Annotated in this window: 11 protein-coding genes and 3 pseudogenes; 8 read left to right on the plus strand and 6 right to left on the minus strand. The window is 61.3% G+C overall.

Features of this window, described 5'->3' with window-relative positions:
• From AC1DQ3_RS16160 to AC1DQ3_RS16170, 3 genes are all read right to left on the minus strand, one after another.
• Positions 1-501: DUF4147 domain-containing protein (locus AC1DQ3_RS16160; protein WP_477121180.1), on the minus strand; the 501-nt coding region annotated here is incomplete at its 3' end.
• Positions 502-571: 70 nt separating this feature from the next.
• Positions 572-1,810: a porin gene (locus AC1DQ3_RS16165; protein ID WP_477121181.1), complete on the minus strand. Its 1,239-nt coding sequence runs from the start codon at positions 1,808-1,810 to the stop codon at positions 572-574.
• A 99-nt stretch (positions 1,811-1,909) separates the two neighbouring features.
• A complete protein-coding gene (locus AC1DQ3_RS16170; protein WP_477121182.1) occupies positions 1,910-2,665 on the minus strand; it encodes an SDR family NAD(P)-dependent oxidoreductase in 756 nt (251 codons plus the stop codon).
• A gap of 480 nt (positions 2,666-3,145) precedes the next feature.
• Here AC1DQ3_RS16170 and AC1DQ3_RS16175 point away from each other — a divergent pair, with 480 nt between their 5' ends.
• Complete coding sequence (locus AC1DQ3_RS16175; protein ID WP_477121183.1) at positions 3,146-4,408, plus strand: glucarate dehydratase family protein; 1,263 nt, start codon at positions 3,146-3,148, stop codon at positions 4,406-4,408.
• Between the two features lie 581 nt (positions 4,409-4,989).
• Entirely contained in the window at positions 4,990-6,036 is a 1,047-nt protein-coding gene (locus AC1DQ3_RS16180) for a LacI family DNA-binding transcriptional regulator (RefSeq protein WP_477121184.1), read from the plus strand.
• Between the two features lie 30 nt (positions 6,037-6,066).
• On the opposite strand, the gene AC1DQ3_RS16185 is transcribed toward AC1DQ3_RS16180, so the two are convergent.
• Entirely contained in the window at positions 6,067-6,579 is a 513-nt protein-coding gene (locus tag AC1DQ3_RS16185; protein ID WP_477121292.1) for a hypothetical protein, read from the minus strand.
• Between the two features lie 45 nt (positions 6,580-6,624).
• Positions 6,625-6,801 (minus strand): annotated as a pseudogene (locus tag AC1DQ3_RS16190) (ISKra4-like element ISBte1 family transposase); the annotation flags it as partial.
• A 284-nt stretch (positions 6,802-7,085) separates the two neighbouring features.
• Between AC1DQ3_RS16190 and AC1DQ3_RS16195 the strand changes: the two are divergent.
• From AC1DQ3_RS16195 to AC1DQ3_RS16210, 4 genes and pseudogenes are all read left to right on the plus strand, one after another.
• Positions 7,086-7,256 carry a hypothetical protein gene (locus tag AC1DQ3_RS16195; protein WP_477121185.1) on the plus strand — a complete coding sequence of 57 codons (171 nt, stop codon included), beginning with the start codon at positions 7,086-7,088 and terminating at the stop codon, positions 7,254-7,256.
• A gap of 21 nt (positions 7,257-7,277) precedes the next feature.
• Positions 7,278-8,309: a phosphotransferase gene (locus tag AC1DQ3_RS16200; RefSeq protein ID WP_477121186.1), complete on the plus strand. Its 1,032-nt coding sequence runs from the start codon at positions 7,278-7,280 to the stop codon at positions 8,307-8,309.
• Positions 8,310-8,354: 45 nt separating this feature from the next.
• Positions 8,355-9,119: an SDR family oxidoreductase gene (locus tag AC1DQ3_RS16205; protein WP_477121187.1), complete on the plus strand. Its 765-nt coding sequence runs from the start codon at positions 8,355-8,357 to the stop codon at positions 9,117-9,119.
• A 4-nt stretch (positions 9,120-9,123) separates the two neighbouring features.
• Positions 9,124-9,300, plus strand: a pseudogene (locus AC1DQ3_RS16210) (NAD(P)(+) transhydrogenase (Re/Si-specific) subunit beta); the annotation flags it as partial.
• Positions 9,301-9,345: 45 nt separating this feature from the next.
• On the opposite strand, the pseudogene AC1DQ3_RS16215 reads toward AC1DQ3_RS16210, so the two are convergent.
• Positions 9,346-10,038: pseudogene (locus AC1DQ3_RS16215) on the minus strand (LysR substrate-binding domain-containing protein); the annotation flags it as partial.
• Here AC1DQ3_RS16215 and AC1DQ3_RS16220 point away from each other — a divergent pair.
• Both AC1DQ3_RS16220 and AC1DQ3_RS16225 read left to right on the plus strand, forming a co-directional pair.
• Entirely contained in the window at positions 9,997-11,445 is a 1,449-nt protein-coding gene (locus AC1DQ3_RS16220; protein WP_477121293.1) for an ATP-binding response regulator, read from the plus strand. The pseudogene AC1DQ3_RS16215 and the gene AC1DQ3_RS16220 overlap by 42 nt on opposite strands.
• Positions 11,446-11,463: 18 nt before the next feature.
• Positions 11,464-12,651, plus strand: a complete 1,188-nt coding sequence (locus tag AC1DQ3_RS16225; RefSeq protein ID WP_477121188.1) for an adenylate/guanylate cyclase domain-containing protein — start codon at positions 11,464-11,466, stop codon at positions 12,649-12,651.
• The last annotated feature ends 102 nt before the right edge of the window (positions 12,652-12,753 follow it).

Below are 12,753 nucleotides of genomic sequence, written 5' to 3' on the forward strand. Positions count from 1 at the left end.
TTGAGCAGCGCGCTTGAGCAGCGCGCGGTTCACGGCCTGCTTGTCGGCGAGCGTGATGCCGGGCGCGGGCGCGGCCAGCAGCGCGGAGCCGCCGCCGGAGATCAGGCACAGCACCAGGTCGTCGGCGGTGAGGCCCTCGACCAGTTCCACCATGCGTTGCGCCGCGCGCTGGCCGGCTTCGTCGGGTACCGGATGCGCGGCTTCCACTACCTCGATGCGGCGGCACGCCGCGCCATGTCCATAGCGCGTGACGACCAGCCCGGACAATTCACCTTGCCAGTGCGCCTCGACGGCCTGCGCCATGGCGGCGGCAGCCTTGCCCGCGCCGATCACCACCGTGCGGCCCTTGGGCGGCGCCGGCAGTTGCGGCGGCAGGCAGTGGGTCGCGCTGACGGCGCCGACCGCGGTATCGAACAGCTCGCGCAGCAGCGCGCGTGGATCGGAAAGACCGGCCGGGCGCTGGGGCGCCAGCAGCGTGGTGTGGGAATCGGTGGCGTGCATGACTGGATCCGGACGGGCCAATAAGCGTGCCTTGAACCGGTTGCGCTGCATGGGAGAATCCTTGTGGAGATTAGAACGTATGACGAATACCCACGCCCACGGCGACAGGCGAGCCGCCCGACGCCCGGCTCGCGACGGCACCAATCACCGGTCCCGTGTCGAAATCGTAGGTTCCGAACGAACTATTGTGGATCCGGCTAGCGTAGGCATTCAGCATGGTCCGCACAGAGAGCCAATAGTGGTAGGCGAATACCAACTGCTGCGCCCCCGTGTGCGGTTGTTGTGCCGAGGAGCATTGACCCGAGGCTGCGGCGCCCGAACAGCTGAGCGGGCGCGCTACGGCGTAGTTCAGGATGAAATCCTGCACACCGACCTTCTGCATGACGGAGATGGTAAAGGAGTCGCGATAGACCTCGCCGTTCCCCGCCGTCTGTCCTCCACCAAAGACACCCGTTGACCCCAATCGGTCCCAACCAAGCCCGAAACTTGTCGAGCCGAGCGAGACAAGACTAGCCTCATAACGGAGTGCAAAGCGATGCTCCCAATCATTTGAGTAACCCGTCGCCGCTACGCCCATGCCCGCACTTCCCGTACCGGACAGGCCCGAACCCGCGCCAAGCAGGTCTTGTCCGCGCCGCGACTCATAGGCATAGCCTGCATAGATTGGACCTCCCGCATACTGTGCGCCCAGACCGTAAGCGTACATCCCCTTCAGTGGGGCTCCGGCCGAGCCCGAAACATTACTGTTGGTGGGCGGCGTACTGTTCTCTCCCGGCGAATACACCGCCTGCGCGCTGAGACCTCCAAAGAGGGGCGTGGTGTACTGAATCGAATTGGCCAGGCGCGCATTGAGGTTCGTCTGCGTGCCGTTCAATGTCGTCATCACACCGATGTTGTTCGCTAACGACGTACTGCCGGGCATGAAGTTCAGCTTGCCGCCCATGGCACGCATCGGCGTGGTCAGGAGACCGAGCTGCAGCATACCCAGCTTGTCGCTCGACAAGCCCACGAACTGGTCCCGTGCACTGGGTCCCGAGCCGGAGTCGACACTGAACCCGTACTCAATCTGGAATATGGCGGACAAGCCATCACCCAGATCCTCGCGGCCACGGAGCCCCCATAGCGAACTGTTACTCTGTTGCCGGGAAACCCACGGAACATTGGCGCCGTTGTTGTTGGCGCCGGTGGTCCGTGCCATCTCCAGGGTCGTATCAACGACGCCATACAGCGTGACAGAGCCCTGCGCATATGCATTGATGGTTGTGCAAGTCATCGCTGCAATGCAGAGAGTTTTTATTTTTCCGACCATGTTGTCTCATGTTCCTTCTTATCCGTCACGGCGGCCGCATCCGGCACCGTGCTGACTMACTGATCTGCTCATCGGACGCGGCCAACCGCGCCCTCCAACTCAAACCGCCGGCATCCGCAATTGCGCGAGAAGACCGCCATCCACTGGCAACACATGGCCCGTGATGAATGACGCTGCATCGGAAGCCAGGAACAGCACCGGCCATGCGGCCTCCTCAGGCAACCCGTGGCGCGGCAGCGGCAAGCCATGGGCTGCCGCCGGGTTCACGTCCGGAGTGTGCGAATGCGGGATCTGGGCAGGCGCGATCGCATTCACCCGAATGCCATGCTGACCGAAGTCCACGGCCAGGCAGCGCGTCAATGCATCGACACCACCCTTGCTAATGTCATAGACCGCGTTGTTGCGATGCGCGCGCTGCGCGCCAGGCGATGAAACGTTCACTACCACGCCTTTGTGCGCACAAGCAGTCCAACCGCGGATCACGTCAAGGGTGAACGCGTACATTGCGCGCAGGTTCACCCCAACGATCTCATCGAAATCCGCAAGACCTGTTTCGCCGGTTGGCTTCCTGGTCTGTGTCATGCCGGCGTTGTTCACCAGCACATCAATGCCGCCATGCCGCGCCGCGCAGGCGATGATTTCGCTTCGATGCGCATCATTTGTCACATCGCCGACAACGATTTCGCATCGCCCACCTAGCGTCTCGCGCAACGCCGCCAGCGCGGCCCGATTGCGGCCGGCGGCAACAACATGCGCGCCCGCGCGATGAAATTCTTGTGCGATCGCCGCGCCGATGGCCCCACATGCCCCGGTCACTACCGCCAACTTGCCACTGAAATTGAACTGCATCTGCATATTGAGAAATGTTGGTAAGCCGCATCAAGAAAAACGTTTTCCTGACTATATGCAGCGGTGCCCGGCGAGTCAATCGTTTTCCTTGATGTGCTCATTCATGAAAACCCTAGCTGCTTTGCTCGCACTGAATCCAAGTGGCGCAGACGATGCATCTACGGCCACCGCGCTATCCCCGATGGCATGCAATCATGTCGATGGATAGACTTAACTTGCTGATTATTACGTATTTATTCCAACGCAGCCGGATTGTCGTTGTGGCAGGAGGAGATTCCAATCTCAGTCGCCTGCTTCACTCCACGCAATGGTTTACGGCCGCGAGATTTTTGGATAGCATAGGAAAACGTTATCCAAAACGACCCTGGATTTTTGAGCCGCCGACTGCTCACGGTGGGAGGCCCTATCGACAAGGACAAGCGCGCCGCATGTCGAGACGGCCGGCCATCCCGGCGGCGGCGCCCTATAAGCAAGAGGAAACCCTAAATGAAGATCGTCGCCGTCCGTGTCACGCCCATCGCCATCAGTGACCCCCCGCTACTCAATGCCAGCGGGGTCCATGAGCCGTACGCCTTGCGCTCCATCATTGAGGTGGAGTCCGACAACGGGCTCGTTGGCCTGGGAGAAACCTACGGCGACAAGCCCGTGCTTGACGGCCTCACCCGCGCTAAGGACCTGTTGATTGGATTGAATCCATTCGACCTGAACGGGCTTTGGCAACGCGTTCTATCCGCCGGCGCGCCTGCCTCGAAGGGCGTTGAACTCGACGTGGCTCCAGGCTCGCAAGCGAGCAACGCAGATCGGAAGGTGTTTGGTGCTTTTGAGGTCGCGCTGCTGGATCTGCAGGCACGGTCGCTTGGCATTCCGGTGCACGAACTGCTCGGTGGTGCGGTGCGACGGCAAATCCCGTTCTCCGCTTATTTGTTCTTCAAGTTCGCCAGCCAGATCGACCCGTCCTATCGCCCCGACACGTGGGGGCCCGCCCTGGATGCGGAGCAGATCGTGGAGCAGGCACGGACGATGATTGAGCGCTACGGCTTTGGCAGCATCAAGCTAAAAGCCGGCGCGCTCGATCCGGACCACGAGGTCGATTGCCTGAAGGCGCTCAAGCAGGCCTTCCCCGATCATCCGCTGCGCATAGATCCGAATGCCAATTGGTCGCTTGACACCGCCCTCCGGATGGCCGGACGGCTGCAAGGCGATCTTGAGTACTACGAAGACCCGACACCAGGCCTCGAAGGCATGTCCGCGCTCCACCGGGCCACCGGCCTGCCGCTGGCAACCAACATGGTTGTGACCGACATGGCAGAGTTCCGCCGCAACGTCGCTCTGAACGGGGTGCAGATCGTGCTGTCCGATCATCACTACTGGGGCGGCTTGCGCGCGACGCAGACCCTCGCGACGATGTGCGATACGTTTGGCCTCGGCATGTCCATGCACTCGAATTCACACCTGGGCATCAGCCTTATGGCGATGTCACACCTGGCGGCAGCCGTGCCTAACCTTACCTACGCTTGTGACACGCATTACCCGTGGCAGGACGACGAGGTCATCAAGGGCGGCAAGATCCGGATCGAGCACGGCTGCGTCACGGTCACCGACGCACCGGGGCTCGGCGTCGAAATCGATCACGATGCGCTCGGCGCGCTTCACGAACAATACCTACGCTGCGGCATCACGAACCGCGATGACGTGTCGCAAATGCGCAAGTTCCGCCCCGACTGGACCCGCGTCAAGCCGCGCTACTGATGGCGCGGCAACGCATCGAGCAATCCGATGCTCAAGGCATCGGCATGGCCTTGCAGGTAACCCATGCCTCCACGCGGCCGATGCCGGTCGGCCTGGGTTTTCACCCCCCTACTTCGCGATGGGCGGCCAAGCCGAGGCCGCTGTTCACGCCGACAGCATCTGGCATGGAAACCCCGCGTCGGCAGGACAACCTGGCCTGCAAAGGAGTTGGACGGTCCCTTGCGCGTTGCATTGCGACGCCATGCCCTGCTTCGTGACACCTTCACATGGTTCAGCGAAAGCGCCGGTACCGCGGCACGGTCCGGCCGTCTCGATCCTGTCACCAACACGGTGAGTCCCGGCCAGTACGCCATGTTGTCGATGCGCTTGCATTTGGGCTGATCACTGCGCGAGCCTGGATCATCAGGAAACTCTCGATGCCAAGGCAGGCATGTGATGGTCCCTTCTGACCCTTGCGGATGTCCGCGCTGCTACGAAAACGATTTCCACCTATAATTTCGCCACACCGACTTCTTCGATCCGCCTCATCGATTGCTGCCGGGGCCGGCAACTGCGCTCAGAAGAGACCGACAGGCTCATATATGAAGACAAATTCCCCTACCATTCGCGACGTCGCGGCGGCGGCTGGTGTCTCTGTTGCCACAGTGTCGAAGTTCATGAATGGGACCCAGCGTTTCTCCGCGCCAGTTGAGGCAAAGCTGAAAGTGGCGATCGAGCAGCTCGGCTATCGTTCCAACCCGCTGGCACGGTCCATGATCACCGGCAAGACACGCGCTATCGGGCTCGCCATTCTCGATATCCGCAACCCCCACTTCACGAACATCGTCAAGGGCGCGAACCGGATTGCGCTGCAACACGACTACACACTGCTACTTGTTGATACGGAAGAAAACCAGGCGCGTGAACGGCAGTTGATCGAAGCACTCGCTCAACGGGTTGACGGGCTGATCATTACCTCCCGCATGCCGGAGAAATCCGCGCAATGGATGCTGGAACTGAACAAGCCTGTCGTGCTTTTCGGGCGCACCTCGCACCTTCCCTTTCCCAGCGTCGGGACGGACAGCTATCTGGCCGCGTATATGGCCGCGCGCCATCTGCTCAATGAGGGGCACCGGCGCATCGCCTACCTTGGCTTCGGCCAGTCGCGCTGGAATGCCGAACGGCTTCGCGGTGTCGCGGCGTGTCTTGAGGAAGCAGGGCTTTCGCTCGAGGTGCATGATGCGCAAGCGCCATCCGCCCAGGCCGGTGAGCGCGCCTGCTCGGCGATCATGCTCGGTCCGAAGCGCCCGGAAGCAGTGGTCTGCTACAACGACCTGATCGCGCTTGGCTTCATGAAAGAAGCCCGTGCGCTTGGATGCAGGCTGCCGGAGGACGTGTCGGTGACCGGATTCGACAATGTCCCCTATGGCGAATACGCCTCGCCCGCGCTTACAACGATGGATCTTCAGAGCGAACGGATGGGCGAGCTGGCGACGCAAAAGCTCTTGCATGTGCTCGACGGCAATGCCGACGACGGCTACACCATGCTCGAGCCGCGGCTTGTCGTGCGCGAGTCCACGGCGCGACGGCAGGGGGGCCCCACCGTCAGCGCCCCGCAGAATAGCGTCGTCACGCCTGTGCAGCACTGAATCCAGGCCATTTCGGCAGTCACCCGATCCTCAGTTGTACGAGTCAAGCAGCGGATCGGGAACGATTTGCGTGACCCTCACTACGTTGTCGCGGTCGAAGATAACGTTCATCAATGACGGCAACCAGCCGCCATCACGGAAACGGTACGTCCACACCCGCCGATCGCTCAGCGGGTAATAGGTCATAGCTTCAGGCTTGCCGAAGGTGTGAAGAACATCTTCCTGCGTGGATCGCCCGATCTGGATCCGGGCAAATTCCGCTGTGGTCAGGATTTGCCGGAAAGAGGTCAGGTTTCCACCGTTGTCGAAATCCGCGGCGTACGTGTTTTGTCCAAGCGGCCCCGTCGGGTATAGCCGTCGCGTACCACCATTGGCCAGCGGATATTCCTCGGCAGTCTTGCCGAATTTGGCCTCCACGGCAGATACAGGCTGACCGATTGCGGCTTGCCCGCTCGAAACCGGCGCAAATGTCGTGCAGCCGCCGAGCAGCGTGATCGCTGCGCATGCCAGGGCAAGACAGGGGATTGAGGAGAGAGAGTTCATGGCGTACTTCCTTATTATTGCAATCAGTATAGGACGGGTAGGCACAATGCGCTCCTCGCGCTTGGCAAGGAGCTTCGCCTCCTCGGGGCTGGCCTCGGCATCGAGATCCCAGCCAAGACTTTCCAGCCGTCGCAACGCTGGATAGGGGCAGCCGTGCCAGAGGTGCCACTTGGTGCCGCGCAGCGCCTTGATCAAGGTCACGTTACTCGGGCCGTCGCCATCTTCAAACCAGCCGTCCTGGCTGTCACGTCTCACAGCAACAAACTGGCGCTCAGGGCGGATCTTGTGCACATCCAATGGCACCAGGCAACTCGGAACGCCGCCATTCACACTATGAATGGCTGAGCGTTCAGACTATGAATTTCAAAAATGCGTGACGGGCCGCTATCCTGCTTCCGGTGAGTTGGTGAGCGCACGGTGGCGGAACGATATCTCGCAGGGCAAGAACAGGCATCGTTCGGACGGAGAACAACGGTCGGCTTTCGACCCGCGGCGGGCAGCAGAACGTGGCGGACGCGCACGGCGCCTCCGTCGAACGCCTTGCGCTGAACCTTCGTATCCGCAACCGCGGCGTCTCCAGGTACTTCTTCAACGCGGAATCGTTGCAGCTGGCCACCTTCACGGCATCCCGTATCCAGACGATCCTGAATGGCGCAGCTTTCCAAAATCGCGGGTGAACACCCGAACGCCCCCTGACCATGACACACGCATCACAGCAACTCGATATCGCCCGGCTGGCGCGATATCTGGAAGATCATGTCCCCGGCTTCGAGGGCCCCGTCGTTGCGGCGAAGTTTTCCGGCGGTCAGTCGAACCCCACCTTTCTCCTGCGGACACCCAAGGCACGCTACGTGCTGCGCCGGCAACCGCCAGGCGATCTGCTGAAATCCGCCCATGCCGTCGACCGCGAATTTCGCGTCCTGACCGCGCTATCCGGCACGGCGCTACCCGTGGCGCGCCCATATCACCTGTGCGAAGACCGCGATGTCATCGGCAGCATGTTCTACCTGATGAGCTTCGAAGACGGGCGCATCTTCTGGAACCCTGCCCTGCCCGACACGCCGCGCGCCGACCGCGCCATCTACTTCGACGCGATGCTGCGCACCATGGCCGCACTGCATGACATCGATGTCGAATCGGTCGGGCTGGCCGACTACGGCAAGCCCGGCAACTACCTCGCGCGTCAGATCCGCGTCTGGACCAAGCAGTACCGCCAGGCGGAGACGCAGGGCATCGAGGCGATGGAGCGGCTCATTGAATGGTTGCCTTCGGCCTGCCCGGCGGATACGGACAAGCCCTCACTCGTGCATGGCGACTTCCGGCTCGACAATATGATGTTCGAGCCGCACAGCTACCGCCTGAAAGCCGTACTCGACTGGGGGCTGTCCACGCTGGGCAACCCTCTGGCGGATCTGGCGTACTTCTGCATGTGCCTGCGATTACCGTCGAGCTCGCCTGTTCCGGGGCTCGCGAGGCAGGATCGCGACGCGCTCGGGATTCCTCAGGAAGCACAGATGGTCGCGCGCTATTGCGAGCTGCGCGGCATCGCCCCGATTGAGAACTGGCACTTCTATCTGGCGTTCAGCTTCTTCCGCCTGGCCGCCATTGCGCAGGGCGTCAAGCAACGCGCGCTCAACGGCAACGCATCGAGCGCGCAGGCGAGCAAGGCTGGAGACATGGCGGGGCTGCTCGCAGAAGAAGCCGTGCGATTGATCGACACCCAACGCTGAGACTGCTGCAGCCCAAAACGCACAACACTATTGGAGGAGCAAAGCATGAGCACGAATCTGTTCAATCTGACCGGAAAGATCGCACTGGTAACGGGCGCCAGCCGCGGCATTGGCGAGGAGATCGCCAAGCTGCTTGCGGAACAGGGCGCGCACGTGATCGTGTCCAGCCGCAAGCTGGGTGATTGCGAGGCCGTTGCCAAGAGCATCCGCGCGGCAGGCGGCAAGGCCGAAGCCATCGCCTGCCACGTCGGCCGCATGGAAGACATCGCTGCCACGTTCGACCATATCCGCCGCTCGCACGGCAGGCTCGATATTCTCGTCAATAACGCGGCTGCCAATCCGCATTTCGGGCACATCCTCGAAACCGATCTCGCTGCGTATGAGAAGACTGTGGAAGTGAACATCCGAGGCTATTTTTTCATGTCGGTCGAGGCCGGCAGGATGATGAAGGCACAAGGCGGGGGAACCATCGTCAATACCGCATCGGTCAACGCGCTGCACCCTGGCGACAAGCAGGGCATCTACTCCATCACCAAGGCCGCCGTGGCCCACATGACGCGCGCGTTCGCCATGGAGTGCGGACCCTTGGGCATCCGCGTCAACGCCCTGCTGCCAGGCCTGACCAAGACCAAGTTCGCCGGTGCGCTGTTCGAGGACAAGGAGAGCTACGAGCGCCAGATCAGCGAGATCCCGCTCCGCCGCCACGCCGAGCCGCGCGAGATGGCGGGCACGGTGCTCTACCTGGTATCCGATGCCGCGAGCTACACCAACGGCGAATGCATCGTCGTCGATGGCGGCATGACGGTCTGACGAGCCGATCGCCGGCATGCCGATCCTGGAGGCGTACAAGGCCAAGACGATTATCGTCAACAAACGTTCGATGGCCGCCGGCTACGCCGGTCTGGACAAGGAACTGTTCTACATGGACAAGACGATGATGGTATTCGGCGATGCCAGGAAGGTGGTCGAAGACATGTTCAAGGCGGTCTGACGGCCACGCAAGATTCCGTGAAGCCCCAGCGTGTTTCTGGGTGCTTCACGGCCGATTTGCCGCATCGCGCATCAGATGCATCAGTTGCTCGCGCAGCCACCGGTTGCCCGGGTCCCGGTCAGCACTGCGGTGCCAGTAGCAATGCCACTCCAGATCGGGAATCGCGAACGGCAGCTCAAGGATGCGCGCCGGATACCGCTGCAGGAGCCGCAGCGGCGCTGTCAGCGCCAGATCGGAGCGCATTGCGATCAGCGGCGCGACCATGTAATGCTGCACGCGCATCCTGATGTCCCGGCGCTGACCAAGCCGCGTCAGCTCGGCATCGACATACCCGCTGCCCCGGCGGCGGCTAGACACGTGGATATGCCCCATCGCCAGGTAATCCGCCATAGATAGCGCATCCCCCTTGAACGGGTGGTCATGCCGGATCATGCACGCGTAGCGATCCTGGCCGAGCGGTGCGTGGTGGAGATACGGGTCGGAGATCAACGGCGCGTCGATGGCGAGGCCGATTGAGCCGTTCGCGAGCGCAGTGGGGACTTCATTGCGGTCAGTGTAGTAACTACGCACGTGCATGCCGGGGGCATGCTGTTGCAACTGCTCACCCAGCGCTGGCAGTACCAGCGCTTCGGTCAGATCGCTCATGCTGACGGGAAAGACACGTCCCGACGCAGCAGGATCGAATACATCCCCTTCATGCACGCTGGCCTCGAGCAATTGCAGCGCCTCGCGCACGCGCAAACGCAGTCCGGAGCCTGGCAATCCGCCATACACCCCGAAGACTTCAACAACAACATCGACCGCTGGACGGAGGCGGTGGCGGCAGGAAGAGAATACGAGATCGAGTATCGCTTGAGACGGGCATCCGATGGCGCCTATCGATGGCACCTTGAGCGCGGGTCGCCACTCAGGGATGCCGATGGGAAGATCGTGAAGTGGCTGGCATCCTGCACCGACATCGAGGACCTCAAGCAGGCGCAGGCATCGGCCGAACGTGCCAACCGCGCAAAGTCCGAGTTCCTGTCAAGCATGAGCCATGAGTTGCGCAACCCGTTGAACGCCATCCTTGGCTTCGCGCAACTGATGGCCTCCGACTCCCCGTCGCCATCCCCCTCGCAACAGGCAAGCATCGACCAAATTCTGAAGGCGGGCTGGCATTTGCTGGAATTGGTCAATGAGGTTCTCGATCTTGCGAAGATAGAGGCCGGGCACATGTCGCTGTCCCCCGAGCCGGTATCGGTCGTGGATATCTTGCGCGAATGTCACGCAATGCTTGAGCAAGAGGCACTCAGGCGCGAGATTCGCATGCGATTTCCCGGGGGCGACTCCCCGTGCTTTGTGCGCGCTGACAGGACCCGGTTAAAGCAGATTCTCGTCAACCTGGTTTCCAATGCCATCAAGTACAACCGGGACCAGGGATCCATCGAAATACAGTTGAACCCGAAAGGCGATCGCCTGCGCGTCAGTGTCTGCGACACCGGCGCGGGCTTGACGCCGGAACGGCTGGCACAACTATTCCAGCCGTTCAATCGTCTGGGGCATGAAGCTGGCCCAGTGGAAGGTACCGGCATCGGCCTGGTGGTAGCCAAGCGCCTGGTCGAATTGATGGGGGGGGACATTGGCGCCGAGAGTACGCCGGGCGAGGGGAGCGTATTCTGGGTCGAACTGCCCGCTGCGCGACCACCCGAAATGGCTGGCGAAAGCTCGGCAACGCACATGCCCGTCAAGGCGCAAATCGAGTCACCCGCTTCGGTACGCACCCTGCTGTACGTGGAAGACAATCCTGCCAACCTGAATCTCGTCGAGCAACTCATCGCCCGCCGCGCCGATATACATTTTTCATCCGCGGTCACGGGAGCGCTGGGTGTCACGCTCGCCCGGGCCTCCCTGCCCGATGTGATCGTGATGGACATCCATTTGCCTGACATCAACGGCATCGAAGCACTGGAACGCCTGCGCGAAGACCCGAAGACCAGGCATATCCCGGTCATCGCCCTCAGTGCGAATGCAATGCGACGCGACATTGAAAGAGGCATCAAGGCGGGATTCTTCCGCTATCTGACCAAGCCGATCAAGATCCGTGAATTCATGGATGCGCTGAGCGCCGCGCTTGAACAACCGCAAGGCCGGACGACCCAAGGCTAATGAAAGTGGAATCTCGCCATGATCAACGCATCGAACATCCTGGCGGCGAGCATCCTGATTGTTGACGATCTGGAGGCCAACGTCCTGCTGCTCGAGCAAATGCTTCGCGGAGCCGGATATACCTGTGTTGCGTCGACCACCGATCCGCGCATGGTTCGTCAGCTTCATGACAGGAACCACTATGACCTGATCTTGCTGGACCTCCAGATGCCCGGCATGGACGGCTTCGAGGTCATGGAAGCCATCAAGGACGCCCAGCCAGACAGCTACCTTCCAGTGATCGTCGTCACCGCCCAACCTGACCACAGACTACGCGCATTGCAGGCAGGAGCCAGAGACTTCGTCAGCAAACCGTTTGAACTTGCCGAGGTACTGATGCGGGTTCGCAATATGCTGGAAGTGCGCCTGCTGCATGGTGAGGCATTGAACTACGGCAAGGAACTCGAGCAGAAGGTGCGCGAACTGGAGGCGAGCCGGGAGACGATCGTTCACCAAGGCGATGAACTCAGACACCTTTACGAGAAGCTCGTGCGTGAGCAGCAGGTAACCGATCGGCTGCTTCTCAACGTGCTGCCCGCCCCCATCGCGGAGCGGCTTAAATTGCGCTCCGATCTCGTCGCCAGCGGTCCACCGGAGATCATCGCAGACAGGTTCCAGGACGTATCGGTGATATTCGCCGACATCGTGCAGTTCACCCGCTTTTCTCCCGGCATGCGCCCCGAACAGCTAGTGGCGGTGTTGAACGAGATCTTTGCCGACTTCGACAATATCGCCGACAACCGGGGGCTCGAGAAAATCAAGACAATCGGCGATGCCTACATGGCGGCCGCGGGACTGCCTGTCCCTGCCGCCAATCATGCGGCTCGCGCCGCGCACATGGCAATGGACATGATTGATTCACTGAAGCAATTCAATGCGCGGAGCGGCTACAACCTGCGGTTGCGAGTTGGCATCCACAGCGGCGCCGTCGTCGCCGGCGTGATCGGGCGGAGAAAGTTCATCTATGACCTGTGGGGCGATACCGTGAATATCGCCAGCCGGATGGAATCCCATGGCATCGCCGATCGCATTCAGGTGACGGAAGCCACACGACTTCAGCTTGGAGAAGAATTCCAGCTCGAAGAGCGCGGTGTGGTCACCGCGAAGGGCATCGGTGACTTGCGTACATGGCTCCTGGTTGGCAGAGCCGCCGATGCGCGGGGATAGGAGACGTGACAAATATCATCTCCTCGACCGGACAGCGACACTTTGCCGCACCCACCAACCCGGGCACACCCACCCACTTCATACTAAACTTTCACAACTTCC

This window comes from Cupriavidus sp. 01T418, assembly GCF_056398885.1.

Coding starts and splice junctions, on each gene's coding strand:
- AC1DQ3_RS16225 (WP_477121188.1), top strand. CDS start 11,464: ATGATCAACGCATCGAACATCCTGGCGGCGAGCATCCTGATTGTTGAC.
- AC1DQ3_RS16205 (WP_477121187.1), top strand. CDS start 8,355: ATGAGCACGAATCTGTTCAATCTGACCGGAAAGATCGCACTGGTAACG.
- AC1DQ3_RS16185 (WP_477121292.1), bottom strand. CDS start 6,579: ATGAACTCTCTCTCCTCAATCCCCTGTCTTGCCCTGGCATGCGCAGCG.
- AC1DQ3_RS16165 (WP_477121181.1), bottom strand. CDS start 1,810: ATGGTCGGAAAAATAAAAACTCTCTGCATTGCAGCGATGACTTGCACA.
- AC1DQ3_RS16175 (WP_477121183.1), top strand. CDS start 3,146: ATGAAGATCGTCGCCGTCCGTGTCACGCCCATCGCCATCAGTGACCCC.
- AC1DQ3_RS16170 (WP_477121182.1), bottom strand. CDS start 2,665: ATGCAGATGCAGTTCAATTTCAGTGGCAAGTTGGCGGTAGTGACCGGG.
- AC1DQ3_RS16180 (WP_477121184.1), top strand. CDS start 4,990: ATGAAGACAAATTCCCCTACCATTCGCGACGTCGCGGCGGCGGCTGGT.
- AC1DQ3_RS16200 (WP_477121186.1), top strand. CDS start 7,278: ATGACACACGCATCACAGCAACTCGATATCGCCCGGCTGGCGCGATAT.
- AC1DQ3_RS16220 (WP_477121293.1), top strand. CDS start 9,997: ATGCACGCTGGCCTCGAGCAATTGCAGCGCCTCGCGCACGCGCAAACG.